Consider the following 25,448-nt stretch of genomic DNA (forward strand, 5'->3'; position numbering starts at 1 on the left):
TAAAGTAATCGTTATACCTCTGGTTAAGGTCCAAAACAACTCCAGAATTGAAATATCAAATGAAATTGAAGTAATGGCTAATAAGTGATCTTTCTCATTTATAGAAATCGATTTATCCATTCCAAACAAAAAGTTTGTTAGATTTCCATGCTCCAGCATCACCCCTTTAGGATTTCCTGTAGTACCAGAAGTATAGATAACATAAGCTAAATCATCAAACTGATTGATCTTTTCTATATTGTTTTTCGAGTAGTTGTCTTGAATTTTATGGAATTTTTGCAGAAACGATTCGTCTATAACAACTTTGCTATTACTGTTTTTTTCCACATAAGCGATCCTCTCTTCAGGATAACCCGGATCAATAGGTACATAGGCTGCGCCCGATTTCAATATTCCTAAAATAGTCACAAGCATCCATTCGCTTCTATGCAACCTAATCCCAATTAAATCATCTGGTTGAATAGCATAAGTTTCCCTTAAATAAGCTCCCAACTGATTCGCTTTCTCATTAAGCACATGATAGGTTAGCTCAGTGTCTCCAAACACAACAGCTACGTTATTTGGCGTTTTACCGACTTGTTCTTCAAACAAATCTATTACTGTTTTATCTTTAGGATAAACCGCTTCTGTATCATTGAATGTTCCAACTAATTGGTTTTCTTCAAAATCAGTTAAATAACTGATTTCCTGGATGGCAATTTCAGGTTGTCTTAAAGATTTTGTAACAATAGTCTCAAAATGAGCAAACATTCTTTCAATTAAATACGCATCAAAAATATCCGTATTATACTCAATTGTCAGATCTAATCCTTCTGTTTCGACAAATGTGAAACCAATATCAAACTTAGAAGTCTTACTATTAAAAACGTAATCGCCTACTTCAAGATTTATAAGTTCTTCGTTATTGATATTATGCAACTGTCCTTGGTTTTGTAGAATTACCAAAACATCAAATAAAGCAGAACGGCTAGTGTCCCTTTTTAAATTCAATTTGCCTATCAATGCGTCAAAAGGATAGCTTTGATGCTCATAAGCTCCTAATAAAGTTTCTTTTTGAGCTTTCACTAAATCCAAAAAGCGATCTCCTTTTTTCAATTGAGTCCTTATGGCAAGCGTATTCAAATACAATCCCATTTGATTTTCCAGATCGGGATGTTCTCTTCCTGCTATCGGGGTTCCTATGATAATGTCATCTTGCCCTGTATATCTATGAAGTAAGGCATTTATCCCTGCCATTAAAGTCATAAATAAAGTAACATCCTGCTCTTTCGAAAACGCTTTTACCTTCTCTAAAAATACACTTGAAAATCTATGAGTACAAATATCTCCATTATAGGTCTGAACTAATGGTCGTGTTTTAAAACTCGGCAGATCCAATACCGGCAACTCTCCTTCAAATTGCTGTAGCCAATAGTCCTCCGACACTTTATGTTTCTCTTGCTGTATTTCGCTATTAATCCATACCGCATAATCTTTGTACTGAATTCTTAATTCCGGCAGGTCAATTTCTATTCCATTCGTTAATGCATTGTACGTTTTTACGATCTCGGCTATTAATATTTCTATTGACCATCCATCTCCAATGATATGATGTAAGCATAAGAAAAATACATATTCTTCTTCTTTTAATTTGATTAAAGAGGCTCTTACAAGCGGTCCTTTCTCTAAATTAAAAAGCTCGCTATTTTCTTTCTGCAGATAATCCTCAACAGCTACTTCCTGATTTCCTACTGAACTAAAATCTTTCTCGTCTAATTTAAAATTTACTTGCTCAGCCGGCACTATATATTGCTTAATATCTCCTCCTTCATTTGTTTTAAAATAAGTTCTTAAAATCTCATGACGATGAATTAATTTTACAAACGATTCCTCAAACTTATCTACATCGATAGCTCCGGTTAGCGTAACAGCTGTTGGAATATTATACGCCAATGAACCGCCTTCCAACTGACTTAATATCCACAATCGCGTTTGTGAGGATGTCAATGGATAGGATTCTGACTCTATTGCTTTTGGTATATCTATATAGGCATTCTCTTGTAATTCCTTACTTAAACCTTCTATAGTCGGGCTTGCAAAAAAAGCTTTAAAAGATATTGTTTGACCTAATTGTTTATGAATTCTGTTGATTACCTGGGACACGATTAAACTATGACCTCCTAATTCAAAGAAATTATCGGTAATTCCAATCTTTGGAACTCCTAAAACTTCTTGCCATATTTTAACCAGTTCATTTTCGGTACTATTTCCTGGAGCAACATATTCTTTTCTTATAATATCTTCCTCCGAAATAGCCGGCAGGGCTTTTCGATCTATCTTTCCATTAGTAGTTAATGGCAATTTATCCAATTCCGAATAAAAATTTGGAACCATGTAATCCGGCATTTTATCTTGCAGAAAACTTCTCAATTCCGATTTATCTATCTCAGTAGTTGCTACCAAATAAGCAACTAATGCCTTCTCGCCATTTACTTCTCTGGCCTCTACAACTACCTGATTTAAATTCTCTGAGTACTGTAATATGACATTTTCTATTTCTCCAAGTTCAATTCTATATCCTCTAATTTTTACCTGATGGTCTTTTCGTCCCAGAAACTCAATATTTCCGTCAGGTAACCAACAACCTAAATCTCCGGTATCATACATTCGCTCTCCTTTTATAAAAGGATTTACGATAAACTTCTCTTTCGTGAGCTCAGGATTGTTTAAATAACCTCTTGACACACCAGATCCCGATATATAAAGTTTCCCGGTTACTCCTATTGCTACTGGTTGTAAATCTTCATCCAGCACATAAATCTGCGTATTTGAGATTGCAGAACCAATAGGCGGATTACCAATCAGGTAATCATCTTTTATGGTAATTGTTGATACAACATGTGTTTCAGCTGGTCCATAGTGATTATGAAGCTTAGTATCTGACTTACTAATTCTCTCAATAGCTTCTTTACTTAACGTCAGCTGTTCTCCTGCAACTATTATATTTTTAATAATGCCGGACGTTAGTAAGGCATAAAAAGCTTTAACCTCTATTAATATCTTAAAATACGATGTTGGTAAAAAAACAGTTTCAATAGTATTCTTCTTTATAAAGGCTGACAGCGCATCAGAATCTGTTTTAACTATTTCAGTAATAGGATATAAAGTTGCTCCCCTCGACAACGTGGTAAATATTTCCTGAAATGAGACATCGAAACTTATACTTGTAAATTGCAATACCTTACGAACATCATTATCGTGAAATTGCTCATTATGAAAAACGATCAGATTGAACATACACTTGTGTTCCATCATAATTGCCTTTGGGATTCCAGTAGAACCGGAAGTGTAGATAACATAAACAAGGTTCTTCTCTTTTATAAGTACCTTATTTTTTTCCTGAGAATACTTTTCTTTAACTTTATTAAACCTTTCTAATTCTGCTTCATCAATTACAACTTTGCAATTGCTGTCTTTTTCCATATAGTCAATCCTCTCCTTCGGATAATTGATATCTATAGGAACATAAGCCGCACCGGCCTTTAGCACACCTAAAATAGCTACGATAAGTTTTTCACTTCTTTCTAACTTTACGCCTACTAAATCATCAGGTTGAATAGCGTAATTTTCTCTTAAGTAAGATGCTAATTGATTCGTTTTTTTATCGAGCTCACGGTACGTCAATTCAGTATCTTCAAACACCACAGCCACATTATCAGGTGCTCTCTGCACTTGCTCTTCAAATAAATCTACTACTGTTTTACTTTCAGAATAAGCTACTTCTGTGCCATTAAAAATGGACAAGACCTGATGCTTTTCAGGTTCCGTTAAATAATCTAATGAACCTATTGAAACTTCCGGTTTCGTAACGATACTATGAAATAATATTTCAAGATGAGATAATATGTTTTCTGCGAATTCTTGTGAATAAATATCGGTGTTGAATATTAGTTTTAAACCAAGTCCTTTGTCCGTTTCTTTAAAAGAAAACTCCAAATCAAACTTGCTGACAATTTCTTCTTCTGACTGATGTCCTCTAACTACAACTTCCTGAATGTTCTGGTTACTCGCTTTAAATATTTCAGTATTCTGAACTGTAACCATCACATCAAACAATGGATTCCTACTCATATCCCTATTGAGCGGCAAATGCTCCACTAATTCATCAAATGGAAAGATTTGGTGTTCATATGCTCCTAGAGTAACTCCTTTTACCTTTGCCAATAATTCTTTAAAACTGTCTTCTTTTTCAAACTGCGTTCTTAAGGCTAAAGTATTAACATAAAAACCTATTTGATTTTGTAGATCCAACTGTTCTCTTCCGGCAACGGGACTTCCTATAACTATGTCTTTTTGATTGCTGTATCTAAACAATAACACTTTTACGGTAGTTAATAAGCCCATAAACAAGGTGGATCCTTGTGATTGATATAATTCGCTAATTTTCTTTAGAAGATTCTCATCATAAATTTTCTTTACAGCGTTTCCATTATAGGTCTTAATTACTGGTCTTGTTTGATAAGCAGGTAAATTTAATATCGGAAGCTCATCTGAAAATTGTTCTAACCAATAGTCTTTATGATCTTCTATACTATCATTCTTCAATTGTTCCTGCTGCCAGGTCGAATAATCCTTATACTGTATATTTAATGCTGGTAATTGGCTTGGATTTCCTTTTATATGAGCATCATAAAATTCAAATAATTCATTGGTCATTATTTCTGACGACCAACCATCGCCAATAATATGATGCATCACACAAATAAATATGTAATTATCTTGTGATGTTCTTATTAATTTGGCTCTCAGCAAGGAATCGGTCGATAAATCAAAAGCATATTCTGTTTCTTCCTGAATTATAGATTTTATCCTCTCCGATTTATTTGCTTCTTTGCTTAAATCTTCATGTCGCAATTGGAACCGAATATCATTCAAATTCAATATCACTTGCCTAACCTCACCAGACTTATCTTCTTTGAACAGCGTTCTTAAAGATTCATGTCGCTCTATAAGTGACAGAAAAGCACTTTGCAAAGAAGGAATAACCAATTTCCCTTCCAATTCAAAAACGCTCGGCATGTTATAAGCTATATTTCCACCTTCGAATTGGCTTAATAGCCATAACCTGCGCTGGGAGGAAGATAAAACATAGCTCGATTGTTCCTGCGCTTTTGGAATAATTTTTTGTTTCTCTTTTTTTGTTTTGTAGAAAGCTATAAATTCTATTAATTTGGTTTTATTTAACTGAATTTCATTTAAGATCTCCCGGGTCACAACTCCTTTAGGCGCCTGAATGTCAAGACCATCTCCAACCAAATCAATTTTTATATTAAGTTCATTTAATTTTTTAAGTAGTGTTTTCATTTCCCTTATCTTATCAAAATTTATTAATTACCTGTTCGACTTCTTTCTTCTTCATTACCAGTTTCTCTTTGTCCTGTCTTAATCTTCTTATTCCCGAACTTATAAGAAACGGAGAACTGAAGCGCCTGTCTGTCGCGATAATATCTACCCTCGTTGTAAACATCATTAACTCTTGAATTTATACTGATTACTTCGGTTCTGAATATATCACTTCCCTTTAATGACAGTGTCAGATCTTTATCTAATAGCAAATATTGAAGAGTTAACGATAATGAACTCATCGCATCATTTTTGTAAAAACCATCATTACCAGGGAAACTATACCAATAATTTACATTAAAAAGCAAGGTCTTTTTCGAATTAAGAATAAAGTCATTATTTGTGGAAATCATAGAATTAAACCCTTTTTGTCCGCCTTGGGTTATCGCTAATTTTGATTTTGAAATCGAATAATTAATATCGAAAGTATTGATACTCGTCCACCATTTAATTTTGTCAAAAACAAAGTTTTCCGAAATACCATATCGCTGTATATCAATAAAATTATCAATTGCAAATCGGATCAAATTGGTCGTAGGGTCTGTTATTGGAATTTCATTAAACATATCAGCCTGATAACTAAAATAAACCTTAGTTTCCAGCTTTTTGTAGGTATAGGTCAATTCTAAATTATCTATAAAAGAAGGCTGCAAGAAAGGATTTCCCTCTATAGTTTGAAACGGATTAAGAAAGGTAACGTTTGGATTTAAGTCATAAAACTGAGGTCTTTCTATTCTTTTACTATAACTCAAAGTATATGTTGAATTGTCATTTGGCTTGTAAGACACATAAGCCGTTGGAAAAAATTTAACGTAATCCAGTTTTGTAGATTGGCTTAAACTTTCCGCAAAAGTTTTGGTTTGAGTAGCTTCCATTCTTAAACCGAACTGTGACTCCCAATACTCATTAATCTTTTTATTTCCTGAAATATAAAACGCTTGTACATTTTCGGTGTACTCAAATTTATTCTTGGATAAAATAAACTCTGAAGGAGGATTATCAACTAATCCGCTATTAAAAGCAAAAATGTCATTGTGCGTTTGTGAGTTTGAAATTTTGCTTCCAAAGCTCAATACCGCCCATTTCGTTGGATAATCAATATCTAGTTTTCCTGAGAAATTATTGATATCCTGACTGTTATCATTTATCCCTGCATAATATTTCTCTGAATAGGGTAATGGAACTTCAATAACAGAAATTCCATTGTAAGTTCTGACATCTTTGTTATTAAAGTTAAAGTAATCAAGATTTAGGGTAAGTTTCTTTCCTATAGTATCTAATTTAAACTCATTATAAAAGCTCAACGATTTGATATTCGGATTCTGTACTTCTTTACCATCTGACTTCAAATAACGGTTTAATCGGCCTGTTGTATAATCAGTAACACCTGTAAATGGACTTTCTGTATTTTTAGAATCATTATTATTGTATAAAAATTGCCCCCCCATAATCCATTTAGGAGAAATCTGATAATCAATAGTTAGTTTTCCATTTACTCGGGCATATTTTTCTTTATCTGGCTCACTGGTATGCCATAATCCATCAGGGAAATAAGTGTAATTATCCTGATTGACATATCTTGTTCCATTTTTATAATTAAGCGAAGAAGAAATACTCAACTTGTTCTTATTATAATTAAAACTCCCCAAAACAGCACCATCACTGTAAGTTCTCTGCAGGAAAGTAGTACCAATTAATGCATTCCAGGAATCTTTCTTAGCCTTTTTTAATTTTATATTGACCATACCGCTATTTCCAGCGGCCTCGTACTTAGCTGGAGGTGTAGTAATTACCTCAATACTCTTAATAATATCTGAAGGTATTGATTTTAGAAAATTTGCCAGGTCTTCCTCCGAGAGTTGAATGATTTTGTCATCAACCATGACTGCCACACTGCTTTTTCCAATAATAGCTATATTGTCATTTTGCACTTTTATTCCCGGGGTAATCCTAAGAGCTTCTAACGCGTCACCTCCTGTAGCACTAATCGAATTTTCTACATTAAAAACCACTCGATCTACCTTTCTTTCAATTAGTTTCTTTTTACCTACAACTACAACAGATTCTAACACTATTGCAGCATCGACTACTATATTGCCTAAATCTAAATCTGCATTCAATTCGATATTCCTTGATGCAATTGTTTTATTTGCCTGCCTAACCTGTAACTCATATACCCCCGGTTGGCTTTCCAATACGAAATCCCCTTTTTCATTAGTAAGTTCGCTTTTAATAGCAGCAGAGTCTTTACCTATTAATATAACTTCTGCAAACTCAATTGGATTATTATCTTTAGAAGTAACTTTTCCGGTTACTTTTACCTGAGCCGACAATACTGAGCTTAACAGCACAAGCAATAAAAAGATGCTTTTCTTCATTGTATTTTTTTTGAGTAAATAAATATTTGATAGGGGTATAATTATAATTCGAAACTGGAAATTGTATGAAAATTATCTACTTCAGTATTTTTCTCTCCTTTATAGGAATCAAAATTTACTACTAATAATTTTCCTTTATAAATTATAGGTTCACAAGGGTTGTCTAATAAACCGTCAGAGCCGTCGGCATTACCATTTTCCCAAAGAAGACTCAATGTGTTTTTATTTAAATCCAATACATGTACACTATTGTTGTCATAATTAGCTATATATATACTATTTGTTTTTTCGTAGTAATACAGGCCATCACAACATTTTAACTTATCAGAGTCTACTATTATTTTTTGAGATTTTACTTTACCGTCTAGTGAGAATTCAATTTTAGAAATTACGCCGTCACCAAAATTACCTGCATATAAATCTCCTTTTTTATCAAATGCAATTCCATCTACACCTAATGCCCATTCTTTTGCTTCCGGTTTTAAAGTAAATTTGCAAATTAAATACGGGGCGTTATCAGTCGGTTTTAACTGTATTAAACCTTTGTTTAACTCTTCCATTTTAAAACTGTAAATACCACTTTGCTTTTTTACATCTAACGCAGAATCACTTATATAAATTCGATCTTTATGCCATCTGATAGCATTGGCAAAATTTAATCCCTGAACTAATATTTCGGTACGAATTGGTTTACCATTTTCAACAATAACCCTGAGTAATCTTGATTGATGCTCTTTATTAGCAAAATTTTGGTTATCGGCAATGTAAAGATTCCCATCCGGACCAAATTCCATTCCCATAGGATGTACTCTGTTTGTAAGTGGATGTAGAGGAAGATTATCCAGCCAGGTGACTGGTTGGTTTAAATTGTTAAAAACACATATTTTACTTCCATATTTTTCAAAAGTAGATCCATTAGGAACTGATAGATATAAGTTTCCCTTCTTGTCTATTGCCATCGCATCCGGAGTACCGAAAGTATCTCCTAAATTTGAAAAAAGAGTAGGTCTTTTTAATACTGCAGTCTCATTTATAATAATAGCATCCTTCGTTTTCTGAGATATACCTATAAAAGGATGTAACAGTAGAATACATAATAGAACTTTTATGGAGTGTGCTTTCATATTTTATTATTTTGTTTTATTTATTTTAACCGTAAATTCTATATAAGAGTTTTTATACCTTTTAGATATTCCGTTCAGGATATATGTCTTCTTGAGCGGTATCCTTAATCCATTTGAATTAAAAGAACATCAATAAAAAATCATATATAAAACTTTTCAATTTCAACATTACTCTTATCTTGATCAACATCAAAACCATACGCTACATCAATGTTTTCAATTAAAACTGCCAAATCTTCTAAAGTTCTATTTTTGAACAAATCATTAATAGTAATTTTAACTTCAAATTCGTTATGTATAAGACTAATTAATCTTGTGGCACTTAAACTATTCCCTCCTAATTCAAATAAATTATCTGTAGCCCCTATTTTCTGAATTCCTAAAACTTCCTGCCATATTAAAACCAGTTTGTTCTCAACCTCATTTCTTGGAGCCACATACTCTTTTCTCATAATATCATCTCCGGATATACCAGGTAAAACTTTTCTGTCCACCTTTCCATTTGGAGTTAATGGTAACTTTTCCAATTCTACATAAAAACCTGGAACCATATAATCTGGTAGCTTTTCTTGTAAAAACTTCTTCAATCCAGTTTTATCCACATTTGTAATCGATACTAAATAGGCAATCAATACTTTCTCCTGATTTACTTCTTTTGACTCAACAATTACTTGCTTTAAATTCTCTGAATACAGTAATATCGCATTCTCTATCTCACCAAGCTCGATTCTGTACCCTCGTATCTTAACCTGATGGTCTTTCCTACCCAAAAATTCAATGTTACCGTCCGGCAACCACCTGCCCAAATCTCCCGTATCATACATTCGTTCTCCAGCTGCAAAAGGATTCGAGATAAACTTTTCATTTGTAAGTTCTGGTTTGCCAAAATACCCCCGTGCTACTCCTGCCCCTGACACGTACAGTTTTCCTACTACTCCAACGGGAACTAAATGAAAATCAGCATCTAAAATATAAACCTGTGTATTGGATATTGGTTTACCAATTGGAAAATTGATATAGGCTTGATTGAGTGCTTTATAACTTGTACTATATGTTGTATCTTCTGATGGTCCATATAAGTTTCTAACCTCTATTTTTTCTGTCTGAAGTTTTTCCACAATATCAGGAGGTACAATTTCTCCTGCCATATTGATAAAAACTACATTCTTTAAATCTATCTTATCTTCTAATAAATTTCTAACTACGGAAGGCACCGTATTTAATGCTACTTTGTTTTCTTTATTTATATGATCTTTTATTTCCAAGGCATTATGTAAAACCCTAATTTTCTTCCCTATTGCTAAGGTGTAAAAGATCTCATATATTGATAAATCAAAACAATATGATGTTGCCGCATACATGATTTCAAATTCTGACTGATCAAATTCTAATTTTGACCAATTAATCAGTGCAGCTGCATTTCCATGCTCTACCATCACTCCTTTTGGATTTCCTGTAGTACCAGATGTATAAATTACATAGGCTAAATCATGTGGTTTGTTTATTTTTTCAGGATTCGCTTTCGAATATTCCTGCTGAACTTCTGCAAATACACTTAAAGCTTCTTCATCAATAACAATCTTGCTATTGCTGTCCTTCTCGATATAAGCAATTCTTTCCTGTGGATAATTAACATCTATTGGAACATAAGCCGCTCCCGATTTCAATATTCCCAGAATAACGATGAGCATCTTCTCGCTTCTATCAAGCTTTATGCCGATCAAGTCATCCGCTTCAACAGCATATCGATCTCTTAAATAAAAAGCCAATTGGTTTGCCTTTTCATTTAGCTCCTGATATGTTAGTTCTGTTTCTTCAAATACAACAGCAATATTATTTGGTGTGCCGGCAACCTGATCTTCAAATAAGTCTATTATTGTTTTATCTTTTGGATAAGCTACGGCTGTATCATTAAATCCAACCAACAACTCTTGCTCTTCTTCTTTGGTGAGGTAGTCGATATCATGAATAGGCATTTCCGGCTGTTCCAGAGCTCCCGTAACAAGATTCTCAAAATGAGTAAACATTCTTTCTATCAAATAAGCATCGTAGATGTCGGTATTGTATTCAATGGTAAGGTCTAATCCTTCTGTTTCTGCGAAGGTGAAGCTCACATCAAATTGTGATGTTTTTCTGGAAAACTCATAATCACTTACCTGAAAATTGGCCAGTTCCTCATTATTAAGATTATTCAATTGTCCCTGGTTTTGTAAAACAACCAGAATATCAAATAAAGCGGTACGACTCGTATCTCTTTTTAAGTTCAGTTTGCCCACCAATACATCAAAAGGATAACTCTGATATTCGTAAGCTCCCAATAAAGTCTCTTTTTGGGAGGCTGCAAGATCTGCAAAACTGGTCTCTTTTTTCAATTGAGTTCGTATGGCAAGCGTATTGAGATACAAACCTATTTGATGCTCCAGATCCGGATGCTCTCTTCCTGCAATCGGGGTTCCAATTATGATGTCGTCCTGACCTGTATATTTATGCAACAAAGCATTTATTCCTGCCATTAAACTCATAAACAAGGTAAGGTCCTGTTCTTTTGAAAATCTTTTTAATTTATCTAAAAATACTCTCGAAAATCGGTGGGTAAGGCTATCACCATTATAAGTCTGAATTAATGGACGGGTTTTAAAACTTGGTAAATCCAATACCGGTAACTCGCCTGCAAATTGTTCAAGCCAATAATCTTCGGATGCCTGATATTGCTCCTGCTGTATTTCGTCATTGAGCCAGACTGCATAGTCTTTGTACTGAAGGCTTAATTCCGGTAAGGCTATTTCTGTTCCTTGCGTTAGCGCATTGTAGGTTTTCACAACCTCTGATATCAAGACTTCTATTGACCATCCGTCTCCAATAATATGATGAAGGGATAAGAAAAATACATGCTCTTCTTCTTTTAATTTGATTAAAGAAGCTCTGACAAGTGGTGCTTGTTCTAAATCAAAAGGCTCATTGTTTATTGCTTGTAAATAATCTGCAATGGCTTCTCCCTGATTTTCTCTTGCACTATAGTCCTGCTCTGCTATCGCAAAGTTAACTTGCTCTGTGGGTACGATGTATTGTCGAACATCTCCGGACTGATCTGTTTTGAAGCTGGTTCTCAAAATTTCATGACGAGAGATCAATCGTTTAAACGATTCTTCAAATTTAGTCCCATCAACAACTCCGGTTAGTTTGACTGCCGCTGGCATATTATATGCCAATGAACCGCCTTCCAACTGACTCAAAATCCAAAGTCGGCTTTGCGAAGAGGTCAACGGATAAGATGCTGCTTCTGTTGCTGTGGGGATTGCTATAAAATTCTTCTCCTGTAATTCCTTACTCAAGCCTTCTATCGTTGGATTGGCAAAAAATACCTTAAAAGAGACTGTTTTTCCTAATTGCTTATGTGTACGGTTGATCACCTGAGCGATAATAAGACTATGTCCTCCTAACTCAAAGAAATTATCGCTTATCCCGATTTGCTCTATTCCTAAAACTTCCTGCCATATTAGAACCAAATTTTCTTCGGTTTTGTTTCTTGGACCTACATACTCTTTTCTTATGACATCTTCTACAGAGATACCAGGCAAGGCGTTTCTATCTATTTTTCCGTTAGGGGTTAGTGGCAATTTCTCTAATTCAATATAAAAACCCGGAACCATGTAATCCGGCAATTTCTCTTGCAGAAAACTACGCAACTGCGCTTTTTCCAGGTTTGCTGTCGAAACAAAGTAAGCAACCAGTACTTTCTCCTGATTGTTTTCTTTTACTTCAACAACTACTTGTTTTAAATCTTCTGAGTACTGTAAAATGGTATTCTCGATCTCTCCAAGCTCAATCCTATAACCTCTGATTTTTACCTGATGGTCTTTTCTTCCTAAAAATTCAATGTTTCCGTCGGGTAGCCAACACGCTAAATCTCCCGTGTCATACATACGCTTGCCTGCTATAAAAGGATTTGGTACAAACTTCTCCAATGTAAGCTCCGGCTTGTTCAAATAACCTCTGGCAACACCTGAGCCAGAAACATACAACTTTCCTGAACCTCCAATAACAACTGGCTCTAAGTTATCGTCTAAAATATAAATCTGAGTGTTTGATATTGGTTTTCCTATTGGAATAACCAGATTTTCAAAATCATCTTTGGTTACCTTATAAATCGACACACAAACAGCACATTCTGTAGGTCCATAGGCATTGTAATAATCAATTCCTGATTCTACAACCGTTATTGCTTTAGTCAGATTAGCAGATTCTCCAGCTGTAATGACACATCGTAATCCAGAGATATCATTTTCAGACAATAATCCTAAATAACTTGGAGGAAAAGTAACTACTGTCGATTTTGTTTCTTTTAAAAAACTTGTAAACTGATCTTTGTCTTTAATTATTTCTTCTGTCGGAATGCATAATGTAGCACCACTATACAAACTCATCATAATTTCAGATATAGACGCATCAAAGGCAACAGAAGCAAACCATACTACTTTATCCTTTTCCGTAATTTCAAAAATCTCAATCTGATTTAAAGACATATTTATATTACTGCCATGCTCAACCATTACCCCTTTAGGTTGACCGGTAGAACCGGAAGTATAGATTAGATAGGCTAAATCTTTGGACGAAATAGGTATATTGATATTATTGCTGCTATTATCTTCAAAAATCGTTGATTCTAGAGTTATTGTCTCACAATTATCAATATCCAATACGACACCATCACTAATTAGCAATTTTAATCCACTATCTTTTATCAAATAGTCTATTCTTTCCTGAGGATAATTTGTATCTATCGGCAGATAAACCGCACCTAACTTTAATATTGCCAATAATGAAATGATTCCAATATCAGATTTAGGCAAAAACACACCAATTATGTCTCCTTTATCACTGGAATGTTTAGTAGAAATATAATAGGCTAACTGATTTGCCTTTTCGTTTAGTTCCTTATAAGTTAATTTAGTTTCTTCAAATAGAACAGCAATATTATTTGGTGTATTTTCAACTTGTTCTTCAAATAAATCTACTATCGTTTTATCTTTCGGATAATCAACTTTTGTATCATTAAAACCTTTTAATAACTGCTGTTTTTCTTTTTCAGATAATAGTTCGTAATCCGATAAGTCAGCTGTTATATTATCTTCTAAATTAACTATAAACTGTTTAAAATGCTTAACCAGATATTCAACAATTGTTTTCTTTACAAAATCTTCTAAAAAAGAAACGTGAATTTCTATAGCGTCTCCCTCATTTATTTTTATATCAAACAAAAGACCATTACAATCTAACTTAGAATCGGAGTTAATATTTATAGAAAAATTAGAAAGAGTGCTTAAATCACTAAAACCTTCTTTTTCGGAGATAACGTTATTATCGTAATCCGAATATTTTAGCGAATCTAAAATTTCAATTCTTACTTTTTGAAGATATTCCTTAAATGGTGTTTTTAAATCTATAGGAAATGATAAAAGCAAGCAATTGGGTTGATTTCTATAATTTGAAACAACATAACCATCAAATTCACTAAGCAGTCTCTTTAACAAAAAAGAAAAAATAGCACTTAGAACTGTAGCTTGAGCAATTAAATTACCATTTGCCAGCTTATTAAAGTAGTTTAGGTCCTCGGCCTTAATAGTAACACTGTGAGTACTATTTTTTTTATCATTTAATTCAAAAACTTTCTCTCTGTTTGATATTTTTTTTTTCCAATATCTTGAAACTAAACTAAAATTATTTGATACTGCATTCTTATCCATAAATTCTGTATTCCTATTTCTTGTTTAAAATCAACATCCTAATGCACTTCAATACTTATAAAGTGCGCAGGACTTTTATACTATATCCCAAACAATATCTATAAAATCACTTTTTTTATTAAAGTTATTTTCAATATACTGGCATATAGATTTTTCACGAAAATAGAGGCAACATCCGTCTAAAAATTACGGTGTTTTCTCATAAAAATTACGGACTTTGGTGATTAAGTAGATAAATTGTTAGCAGAAAGTAAAATAACTATTAAGGCAAAAAACTCTTCTTAAAGATTTAGAAAATTGATGTTATAAAATTTTGTTTTCCCAAGTTAAATTTGCAACCATAATTATGAAGAATGCAAGAATTATGGCGATTAAGAAAACCCAAAAACAATAGAAATTTTACTAAATTAAAACCTTCGCTTTTGTAGTCAATATTTGTAAATCTTACTTATTTTGAAGAAACACAAAAAAAAGGGATTTGATAAGTCAAAATTCCCAAATTAAGAAAAACGCTCACCAGTACTATTCTGGATTAGAGAACAGCATATTTTTATTTCGAAACTAAAAAGATTGAAAAATATCAAAAAAACAGATTTTAAAGCATTACTTCTAATACTATTGGGGGTAAATATATCAGAAACTCCCCCCTTCTTCAGAATAAACATCAAGCCTGCGTTTAGCTTAAGGGCTTGATTAAAGAAAACCAAGTAAGAATTTTAATTGTGGATTATTTCATTAAACATAAAACAATTAAATCAAAGGAAAAATAATTCAAGAAACCATACTATTAAAGGCATAGGTCACACAATGAATTATTAGAAAAAAAATTAACCTAAGACCCTACTCTCGCATTGTACTTAATTTGATTATTGAATTCTCCAATAACCCATAATTATAACAATCCTAGCTTTTTTGCTTTCTCCACTAGATCTTTATCGCTTCCTTTCCCCTTTAAAAGTTGATCTTTTATGTTTGCCTTTCTTTTTTCAATAGCACTCATAGAAAGAGGTATATAATTCGGAAGATTAACAGTTCTAACTCCCTGAGAAATTAAAATTAAAATTTGATTGTCATGATTATCCCAATTTATATTTTTTTTAAACAATTCCCTTTGAGACTTTATGATAGTACTACTTTTAAATATATCCCCGTCAAGGATTTTCTTGCAAATATTCGGAAATAATTCAAAATTAATATCACTCTTTGCGATGAAACCTTCTGGTTTTATTCCTTTAATAATTTTGTCGACAGTTAACGGCTCACTATGCATTGTAAGAAGAACTACTTTGCAGTTTTTAAATTTTTCCCTAATAAGCAACGCTAAATCAATACCACTGTTAATATTTAGCTCCTTATAGGCAGGAAGACTAATGTCTAATAAAGCAAAATCAATACTCAAATTTTGTTTTAAATAAAATACTATCTTTTTATAAGCATCTTCACAATTATGACTCTTTATAAAATTCAGCTTACCGAAATCTAAATCACTATAAAACAACAAATTGACATAGCTATCAACTGTCATAGGGTGGTCATCAACAATCAAAATGTTTAGGTTCATAATTATTCCATCTAATTTACATCAAAACTAAATAAATATTACGGATATTCCGTACAATTCAGACAAATCTTAGATGTTTTTTTGCCATAAATATGATCAACTTAAAAATTTATTTATGAAAAGCAAATTATGTATTATAGGACTTGTCTTCGCTTCTTTATTTATTTATTCCTGTTCTAATGATGATAGTGATGAACTTCAAGATTCCAAAAGCAATAATACCCGCATTCACCATCAGTCTAATATGAAAAGTCTATTGGAAGAAAAAGTAATTGATTCAACTGCTGTAATTTATAAGATTGATAAAAATAACGCAAAAGGAGAGCCAAGCAATCCTATACCACCAAGGAAAGGTCATCACTAAATCACAATTCTTTAAAAATAAAGACTAAGTAATTTTCTTCAGCAGTAAATTACTTAGTCCTCTTATATGTTAAGTCTATTACTTAAAAAAACTATATATTTGAAATTATTAAGTAAATGATTATAATTTGGCCTCTTGTAACAGAATAATTTGCGTACTTCTAATTCTATTTTTTTCTTGTGAAAAACAGAATTCAAATCTTTATATAAAAAATACATCTGTTTCAATTGATAAAATTTATATTAATACTCTAAAAAAAGATAAAAAAGAGAAATACTTAGATTCAATTGCCAGTCTACTTAAATCTAAAACAAATGATTCCATTGTTAGAAATTTATACCTAAAACTTGCAACTGAATATTACTCCATTGACAATCTAAAAAAATCATTACACGTTAGTTTACAAGCTCTTAAACTTTCTAAAGAAGCCAAAGATAGTACTAGAATTCCATTGGCATTATTTTACGTAGGGGACTGTTACAGAAATTCTAAAAGAGATAGCGCTTACTTTTATTTTTTACAAGCAGAAAAAATATACTCTAAGATTTCTGACTATGACAATGTAGGCAAAATGCTATTTAATAAAGCCTACGTTTTATTTTATGATGGAAACTATATTGAATGTGAAGTTGAAATTTCTAAAGCATTACAATATTTAAAAAAATCTAAAAATCATCGCTTAATTTATTCCTGTAACACTCTAATGGGGAATTGTTTGGAAAAATTAGTCAATTATGACGAAGCATTACGATATCATAAATTAGCTTTGAATAATTTAGAAAAAATGAAAGTTAATGATATAGATAAGGATGAAATCAACAATTACAATGTAACTTCCATCATTAATATTTCAAATTTATACGACTTAAAGGGAGAATTTTCAAAATCTATACAAAACTTACAAGGGCTACTTTCCAAAGATTTGAAAAAAAAGTGGCCAAGATTATATGCAAATGTTCTGAGTAATTTAGCATATTCAAAGATGAGAAATGGGGACTACAAAAATGTTGAATCAATGTTCATTGAATCTCTAAAAATTGTAGATAGCATCGGCGTTGAATCAGATCTTTTATATAAGAAGATATACATTGGAGAATACTTTCTAACACAGAAAGATACTTTAAAGTCAATACAAAGTTTATTAGAGGCAAATTACATAGCAATAAAAATAAAAAACAGTAATGAAATTTTAACTTCTTTAAAATTACTCTCTAAAATAGATAAAAAGAATAGTTTGTCTTATACAAATCAGTATATCCAGATAAGTGATAGTATCAATAAAATCCAAAAAAATGCCCATTACAAATACGCCAGGATTGCATATGAAACTTCAAGAATAGAAGACGAAAATAAAGTTCTTACCAAGAATAACTTATGGATCTTAATTATTTCATTTGGATCAATTTTATTACTTGCACTATTTTTTCTTTTGAGATATTTAAAATATAAAAATAAGGAATTACTCTTTTTAAGAAAGCAGCAAAAAGCTAATGAAGAAATCTATCTATTATTAACTGAACAGCATAAGAAAATAAATATTGCAAAAGAAAATGAAAAGGGAAAAATAGCTAAGGAATTACACGATGGTATAATGAATAAAATATATGGTGTGAGAATGAATTTAGGTTTTTTTAATTCCAAAACAGATTTGGCAATAATTGAAAAAAGAAAAGAATATATTTTTGAACTACAAAATATCGAAAATGAGATCAGGACCATATCTCATGATTTAAGCCGGGGATCTTTCTTAGAAGGGAATGATTTTAACGTATTATTAGAAGGTTTAATTGAAAATCAAAAAGACATTAGTACCACCAATTTTAAATTTGTAAATGAGGGCACTTTTGAATGGGAAATCATTCAAAATATATATAAAATAAACATATACCGTATCATTCAAGAAGCCATTTTAAATGTTAATAAATATTCGGATGCAGAAAATTGCGATGTAAAAATTGAGAAGAAAAATCACAATTTTATAAAATTAACTATTATTGATGACGGGGATGGATTTGATATCAAAAGTAAAAAAAATGGCATCGGATTAAGCAACATGCGAGAAAGAGTAACGTCATTAAAAGGTCAATTTAATATTGAATCAAAAATTGGTGAAGGAACAACAATCGAAGTTACATTTACTTTTTAAAATATAATTCAAAAAAAGCCTCAGAACCATTTCTAATAAATAGTTTAAGTAAATGGTTCAAAACAAAAAAATACTCGATTTAAATAGCTTTTAATCCGAACACAGAAGAATTCAATCCTTCATTCTCGATTAAAAACTGCTTATTTTGAAAAATGCTACACAAAATAAGAGAGTCTTTTTTAGGCCAGGCTTTCGCCCTTACAGGACTTAAAGAAGTGATCACCTGTATAATCATGGTACTTCACGCCATGTTATTGCTAAGGCTCATTCAGAGCCACAAGCTTCAAATACTTTTACTTTATGAAGTCAAGCTCAGTATTGTCTTTTGTCGCTTAATTTCCACCTTTAGAACCTGATCCGTTTTCATGTGCAAACATTGTAAGAAAAGATGATAAAAGAACAGTTTTATGTTTTGATAAATGGCACAAAACAAAAAAACCACTCAAATTGAGTGGTTTTTTGTGAACACAGAAGGATTCGAACCTTCGACCGCCTGCTTAGAAGGCAGGTGCTCTATCCAGCTGAGCTATGCGTCCATATTAGTTTTTATTTTAAAAAAAACTTCAATTAGCAGAGCCAATTGAAGTTTTCAGTACTCAGAGCGGGACTTGAACCCGCACGAACATTGCTGTTCACTGGATTTTAAGTCCAGCGTGTCTACCAATTTCACCATCCGAGCATTATGTGGTACCTCCAGGGATCGAACCAGGGACACATGGATTTTCAGTCCATTGCTCTACCATCTGAGCTAAGGTACCTTTTCTACTTATTAATAAGTAAAATTAGAATAAAAAACCCCGTTTTGTTACGAACAGGGTTTTTAAAAGAAAGGCGACGACATACTCTCCCACATAACTGCAGTACCATCTGCGCAGGCGGGCTTAACTACTCTGTTCGGGATGGGAAGAGGTGAGCCCCGCCGCAATAACCACCTTAAGAAGTTATAATTGCTTTGGGCAATTTTTTTTAATTAATAATTGATAATTCACAATTCATAATTAAAATAATATCTTAACATACTGAGATAAAGAAAAGTACTTTTATTTACTATTTTAGAAAGTTTCTTCTCTCCCGATTTGCATCGGGAGAGAAAAGGGTGTACATAAGCTTACGGATTATTAGTACTACTCGACTATGACATTACTGCCTTTACATCTATAGCCTATCAACGTGGTCATCTTCCACGATCCTTAAAAGAAATCTCATCTTGTGGTGGGTTTCGCGCTTATATGCTTTCAGCGCTTATCCCTTCCAAACGTAGCTACTCTGCGGTGCCCCTGGCGGGACAACAGATACACTAGAGGTTTGTCCAATTCGGTCCTCTCGTACTAGAATCAGATCCACTCAAATTTCTAACGCCCACAGTAGATAGAGACCGAACTGTCTCACGACGTTCTGAACCCAGCTCGCGTGCCACTTTAATGGGCGAACAGCCCAACCCTTGGGACCTTCTCCAGCCCCAGGATGTGACGAGCCGACATCGAGGTGCCAAACCCCCCCGTCGATATGAGCTCTTGGGGGAGATCAGCCTGTTATCCCCGGCGTACCTTTTATCCTTTGAGCGATGGCCCTTCCATGCGGAACCACCGGATCACTATGCTCTACTTTCGTACCTGATCGACCTGTATGTCTCTCAGTCAAGCTCCCTTATGCCATTGCACTCTACGCACGGTTACCAAGCGTACTGAGGGAACCTTTAGAAGCCTCCGTTACTCTTTTGGAGGCGACCACCCCAGTCAAACTACCCACCAAGCAATGTCCCCCACAACGCGGGGTTAGGCTTCAGATAAACAAAGGGTTGTATTTCAACAATGACTCCACAACGCCTGGCGACGCCACTTCACAGTCTCCAACCTATCCTACACATCATTTATCCAAAGTCAATACTAAGCTATAGTAAAGGTGCACAGGGTCTTTTCGTCCCACTGCGGGTAAACGGCATCTTCACCGTTACTACAATTTCACCGAGCTCATGGCTGAGACAGTGTCCAGATCGTTACACCATTCGTGCAGGTCGGAACTTACCCGACAAGGAATTTCGCTACCTTAGGACCGTTATAGTTACGGCCGCCGTTTACTGGGGCTTCAATTCAATGCTTCTCCGAAGATAACATCTCCTCTTAACCTTCCAGCACCGGGCAGGTGTCAGGCCCTATACTTCATCTTACGATTTTGCAGAGCCCTGTGTTTTTGATAAACAGTCGCCTGGACCTCTTCACTGCGGCCCTGTATTACTACAGGGCGACCCTTCTCCCGAAGTTACGGGTCTATTTTGCCTAATTCCTTAGCCATGAATCTCTCGAGCACCTTAGGATTCTCTCCTCAACTACCTGTGTCGGTTTACGGTACTGGTACTAATTACCTGAAGTTTAGAGGTTTTTCTTGGAAGCCCTTAGGCGCACTATCTCTTTGTCCGAAGACGCCGAGTACTATCGTATTTCCCCAAGCCGTGTGGATTTGCCTGCACAGCTTATAGGTAGGTACTTCAACGAACTATTCCGTCAGTTCGCGGCGCTTTCATCACTCCGTCACCCCATCACAGTAATTAGTAGTACGGGAATATTAACCCGTTAGCCATCGACTGTCCCTTTCGGGTTCGCCTTAGGACCAGACTAACCCACAGCTGATTAGCATAGCTGTGGAAACCTTAGTTTTTCGGTGTGCGGGTTTCTCGCCCGCATTATCGTTACTTATGCCTACATTTTCTTTTCTAACCAGTCCAGCATACCTGACGATACACCTTCAACCCTGTTAGAATGCTCCCCTACCACTTAGAGTAAACTCTAAATCCATAGCTTCGGTAATACACTTATGCCCGATTATTATCCATGCTCGTCCGCTCGACTAGTGAGCTGTTACGCACTCTTTAAATGAATGGCTGCTTCCAAGCCAACATCCTAGCTGTCTGGGCAGACAAACCTCGTTCTTTCAACTTAGCGTATATTTGGGGACCTTAGCTGATGGTCTGGGTTCTTTCCCTCTCGGACTTGGACCTTAGCACCCAAGCCCTCACTGCTGAGAAACATTATATAGCATTCGGAGTTTGTCAGGAATTGGTAGGCGGTGAAGCCCCCGCATCCAATCAGTAGCTCTACCTCTATATAACTTTACGCTCAGCGCTGCACCTAAATGCATTTCGGGGAGTACGAGCTATTTCCGAGTTTGATTGGCCTTTCACCCCTACCCACAGGTCATCCGAAGACTTTTCAACGTCAACCGGTTCGGTCCTCCACTGTGTGTTACCACAGCTTCAACCTGCCCATGGGTAGATCACACGGTTTCGCGTCTAACACTACTGACTAAAGCGCCCTATTCAGACTCGCTTTCGCTACGGATCCGTGGCTTAACCACTTAACCTTGCCAGCAACGTTAACTCGTAGGCTCATTATGCAAAAGGCACGCCGTCACCCCACGAAAGGGCTCCGACCGCTTGTAAGCGTATGGTTTCAGGATCTATTTCACTCCGTTATTCACGGTTCTTTTCACCTTTCCCTCACGGTACTGGTTCACTATCGGTCTCTCAGGAGTATTTAGCCTTAGCGGATGGTCCCGCCAAATTCAGACAGGGTTTCACGTGCCCCGCCCTACTCAGGATACCACTATCTATTATACTCGTTACCCATACGGGGCTATCACCCTCTTTGGCTCGACTTTCCAGTCAATTCCGGTTCCTTGTACATAAAATATCGTGGTCCTACAACCCCAACATTGCCGTAACAACATTGGTTTGGGCTAATCCGCGTTCGCTCGCCACTACTTACGGAATCACTTTTGTTTTCTTCTCCTCCGCCTACTTAGATGTTTCAGTTCAGCGGGTTTGCCCACCTATCGGTGTACTATGTCTTCAACATAGTGGGTTGCCCCATTCAGGTATCTACGGATCAATCGGTGTGTGCCCGTCCCCGTAGCTTTTCGCAGCTTATCACGCCTTTCATCGCCTCTGAGAGCCTAGGCATCCCCCATACGCCCTTATTTTGCTTATTGTACCAATCTTGTTACTTAAAACAAGACCGTTTTTTTTTGTCTTTTACAATAAATTGTAAAAAACGCTTTCTACTTTTTATTATTTTCTTATCTCAATATGTCAATGAACTTTAACAATTAATAATTATCAATTGATAATTGTCAATTATTTCGTGGAGAATAACGGAGTCGAACCGTTGACCTCCTGCGTGCAAGGCAGGCGCTCTAGCCAGCTGAGCTAATCCCCCATTTCTTAAATCTTAGATTGTAGAATTCAGATTTTAGATTTCTTTTTTCTTCTCTAATTTCTTTTGGTGAATTCCAACTTCCAGAATTTCCTTTTTTAAGCTAACAGTCTTTTTTATTTCCTTAATCTTTAAATAGTTTAATACTTAAAGCTTTCAATCTTTAAAAAGTAGTCCCGGGCAGACTCGAACTGCCGACCCCTACATTATCAGTGTAGTACTCTAACCAGCTGAGCTACGAGACTCTGTTTTACTTAATTTTCATTATTTTTTAAATTAACAGCAAGAGTAAGTGAATGTTGTGATTCAGAACCTTCTAAATTAACATCTTTTTTCCTCAACGTGTGTTTCCACTAACATTTGAGGCTCTAGAAAGGAGGTGTTCCAGCCGCACCTTCCGGTACGGCTACCTTGTTACGACTTAGCCCTAGTTACCAGTTTTACCCTAGGCAGCTCCTTGCGGTCACCGACTTCAGGCACCCCCAGCTTCCATGGCTTGACGGGCGGTGTGTACAAGGCCCGGGAACGTATTCACCGGATCATGGCTGATATCCGATTACTAGCGATTCCAGCTTCACGGAGTCGAGTTGCAGACTCCGATCCGAACTGTGACCGGTTTTATAGATTCGCTCCTGGTCGCCCAGTGGCTGCTCTCTGTACCGGCCATTGTAGCACGTGTGTAGCCCAAGGCGTAAGGGCCGTGATGATTTGACGTCATCCCCACCTTCCTCACAGTTTGCACTGGCAGTCTTGTTAGAGTTCCCGACATGACTCGCTGGCAACTAACAACAGGGGTTGCGCTCGTTATAGGACTTAACCTGACACCTCACGGCACGAGCTGACGACAACCATGCAGCACCTTGTAAATTGTCTTGCGAAAGATCTGTTTCCAAACCGGTCAATCTACATTTAAGCCTTGGTAAGGTTCCTCGCGTATCATCGAATTAAACCACATGCTCCACCGCTTGTGCGGGCCCCCGTCAATTCCTTTGAGTTTCATTCTTGCGAACGTACTCCCCAGGTGGGATACTTATCACTTTCGCTTAGCCACTGAAATTGCTTCCAACAGCTAGTATCCATCGTTTACGGCGTGGACTACCAGGGTATCTAATCCTGTTCGCTACCCACGCTTTCGTCCATCAGCGTCAATCCATTAGTAGTAACCTGCCTTCGCAATTGGTATTCCATGTAATCTCTAAGCATTTCACCGCTACACTACATATTCTAGTTACTTCCTAATAATTCAAGTTTAACAGTATCAATGGCCGTTCCACCGTTGAGCGATGGGCTTTCACCACTGACTTATTAAACCGCCTACGGACCCTTTAAACCCAATGATTCCGGATAACGCTTGGATCCTCCGTATTACCGCGGCTGCTGGCACGGAGTTAGCCGATCCTTATTCTTACGATACCGTCAAGCTGCTTCACGAAGCAGTGTTTCTTCTCGTATAAAAGCAGTTTACAATCCATAGGACCGTCATCCTGCACGCGGCATGGCTGGATCAGGCTTGCGCCCATTGTCCAATATTCCTCACTGCTGCCTCCCGTAGGAGTCTGGTCCGTGTCTCAGTACCAGTGTGGGGGATCTCCCTCTCAGGACCCCTACCCATCGTAGCCTTGGTAAGCCGTTACCTTACCAACTAGCTAATGGGACGCATGCTCATCTTTTACCGTTGTGACTTTAATAGTGATCTCATGCGAGACTGCTATGCTATGAGGTATTAATCCAAATTTCTCTGGGCTATCCCTCTGTAAAAGGTAGATTGCATACGCGTTACGCACCCGTGCGCCGGTCTCAAGTTCCGAAGAACTCTACCCCTCGACTTGCATGTGTTAAGCCTGCCGCTAGCGTTCATCCTGAGCCAGGATCAAACTCTTCATCGTATATTTTTTATATTATATTGCGATGCTTTATCTATCGGTTCTTTTCAAATCTCTCGATTCATTTACTCTTATTCTTTTGTTTTAACATCTCTGTTAAAACGGCTGTCAATTCAATATGTCTACGAACGTGTATTTCTTTTTATTGTCTCGCCTGTATCTCAAAGCGGGTGCAAAAGTAAAAAACTTATTTCTAAATGGCAAGAGTTTTTTGAAGTTTTTTTTAAGAAAATTTAATTTCCTTTTTCCTTCTTTCTCCTTCCAATCTCTCAATGAGCTTCCCGTGTTTTGCGGGGTGCAAATGTAATATCCATTTTCAAATCTCACAAGCTTTTTCGAATCTTTTTTTGAAAATCTCTTTTCGCTTTTATTCCTTTGCTTGTCAGTATTTCAGTGAACGTCTATCGCTGTTGCGGGTGCAAAAGTAGACACTTTATTGAGTTCTACAAGCTTTTTACCAAACTATTTTTGATCTTTTTTTAAACTTTATCTTAACACTCTGATAACACCTCTTTTACAAATTAAACTATTTTCAGCTTTGAAAGGTTTTTCCTTAGTGAATTAGATTTAGTATAATTCCATCTTACCAAACACCCCGATTTTACTAGTCTCGCAAAGGCACAAAGACGTCAAGTTTTGCTTTTTTTACCTTATTCTC

At 35.4% G+C, this 25,448-nt stretch carries 6 protein-coding genes, 5 tRNA genes, 3 rRNA genes and 2 pseudogenes; 2 read left to right on the top strand and 14 right to left on the bottom strand.

From position 1 onward, the window contains the following. Positions 1 to 36: 36 nt before the first annotated feature. The 6 genes and pseudogenes from AC3IS6_RS19775 to AC3IS6_RS19800 form a co-directional block, all read right to left on the bottom strand. Positions 37 to 546: pseudogene (locus AC3IS6_RS19775) on the bottom strand (AMP-binding protein); the annotation flags it as partial. 111 nt (positions 547 to 657) lie between these two features. Beyond that, positions 658 to 5,343, bottom strand: a pseudogene (locus AC3IS6_RS19780) (amino acid adenylation domain-containing protein); the annotation flags it as partial. 23 nt (positions 5,344 to 5,366) lie between these two features. After that, positions 5,367 to 7,760 carry a TonB-dependent receptor domain-containing protein gene (locus tag AC3IS6_RS19785; protein ID WP_489161889.1) on the bottom strand — a complete coding sequence of 798 codons (2,394 nt, stop codon included), beginning with the start codon at positions 7,758 to 7,760 and terminating at the stop codon, positions 5,367 to 5,369. Positions 7,761 to 7,801: 41 nt separating this feature from the next. Then, positions 7,802 to 8,884, bottom strand: a complete 1,083-nt coding sequence (locus AC3IS6_RS19790; protein WP_489161891.1) for an NHL repeat-containing protein — start codon at positions 8,882 to 8,884, stop codon at positions 7,802 to 7,804. Positions 8,885 to 9,024: 140 nt separating this feature from the next. Further along, a complete protein-coding gene (locus AC3IS6_RS19795) occupies positions 9,025 to 14,628 on the bottom strand; it encodes an amino acid adenylation domain-containing protein (RefSeq protein WP_489161892.1) in 5,604 nt (1,867 codons plus the stop codon). Positions 14,629 to 15,520: 892 nt separating this feature from the next. Continuing rightward, positions 15,521 to 16,189, bottom strand: coding sequence for a response regulator (locus AC3IS6_RS19800; protein WP_489161894.1), 669 nt, complete (start codon positions 16,187 to 16,189; stop codon positions 15,521 to 15,523). A gap of 115 nt (positions 16,190 to 16,304) precedes the next feature. Here AC3IS6_RS19800 and AC3IS6_RS19805 point away from each other — a divergent pair, with 115 nt between their 5' ends. Next, positions 16,305 to 16,553, top strand: coding sequence for a hypothetical protein (locus tag AC3IS6_RS19805; protein ID WP_489161895.1), 249 nt, complete (start codon positions 16,305 to 16,307; stop codon positions 16,551 to 16,553). A gap of 127 nt (positions 16,554 to 16,680) precedes the next feature. Next, positions 16,681 to 18,699: a tetratricopeptide repeat-containing sensor histidine kinase gene (locus tag AC3IS6_RS19810; protein WP_489161896.1), complete on the top strand. Its 2,019-nt coding sequence runs from the start codon at positions 16,681 to 16,683 to the stop codon at positions 18,697 to 18,699. A gap of 462 nt (positions 18,700 to 19,161) precedes the next feature. Here AC3IS6_RS19810 and AC3IS6_RS19815 read toward each other — a convergent pair. The 8 genes from AC3IS6_RS19815 to AC3IS6_RS19850 all read right to left on the bottom strand — a co-directional run bounded on the left by AC3IS6_RS19815 (position 19,162) and on the right by AC3IS6_RS19850 (position 24,793). Continuing rightward, positions 19,162 to 19,235, bottom strand: a tRNA-Arg gene (locus AC3IS6_RS19815). A gap of 57 nt (positions 19,236 to 19,292) precedes the next feature. Next, positions 19,293 to 19,378 (bottom strand) — tRNA-Leu (locus tag AC3IS6_RS19820). Between the two features lie 6 nt (positions 19,379 to 19,384). Beyond that, a tRNA-Phe gene (locus AC3IS6_RS19825) sits at positions 19,385 to 19,457 on the bottom strand. A gap of 68 nt (positions 19,458 to 19,525) precedes the next feature. Then, positions 19,526 to 19,635, bottom strand: a 5S ribosomal RNA gene (gene rrf, locus AC3IS6_RS19830). Between the two features lie 162 nt (positions 19,636 to 19,797). Then, positions 19,798 to 22,683, bottom strand: a 23S ribosomal RNA gene (locus AC3IS6_RS19835). 153 nt (positions 22,684 to 22,836) lie between these two features. Beyond that, positions 22,837 to 22,910: transfer RNA gene (locus AC3IS6_RS19840), tRNA-Ala, on the bottom strand. 168 nt (positions 22,911 to 23,078) lie between these two features. Beyond that, positions 23,079 to 23,152: transfer RNA gene (locus AC3IS6_RS19845), tRNA-Ile, on the bottom strand. 127 nt (positions 23,153 to 23,279) lie between these two features. Continuing rightward, positions 23,280 to 24,793: ribosomal RNA gene (locus AC3IS6_RS19850) — 16S ribosomal RNA — on the bottom strand. The 16S, 23S and 5S rRNA genes sit together here with 5 tRNA genes alongside, the layout of an rRNA operon. Between the last annotated feature and the right edge of the window lie 655 nt (positions 24,794 to 25,448).

The organism is Flavobacterium sp. KH_035 (assembly GCF_057839565.1).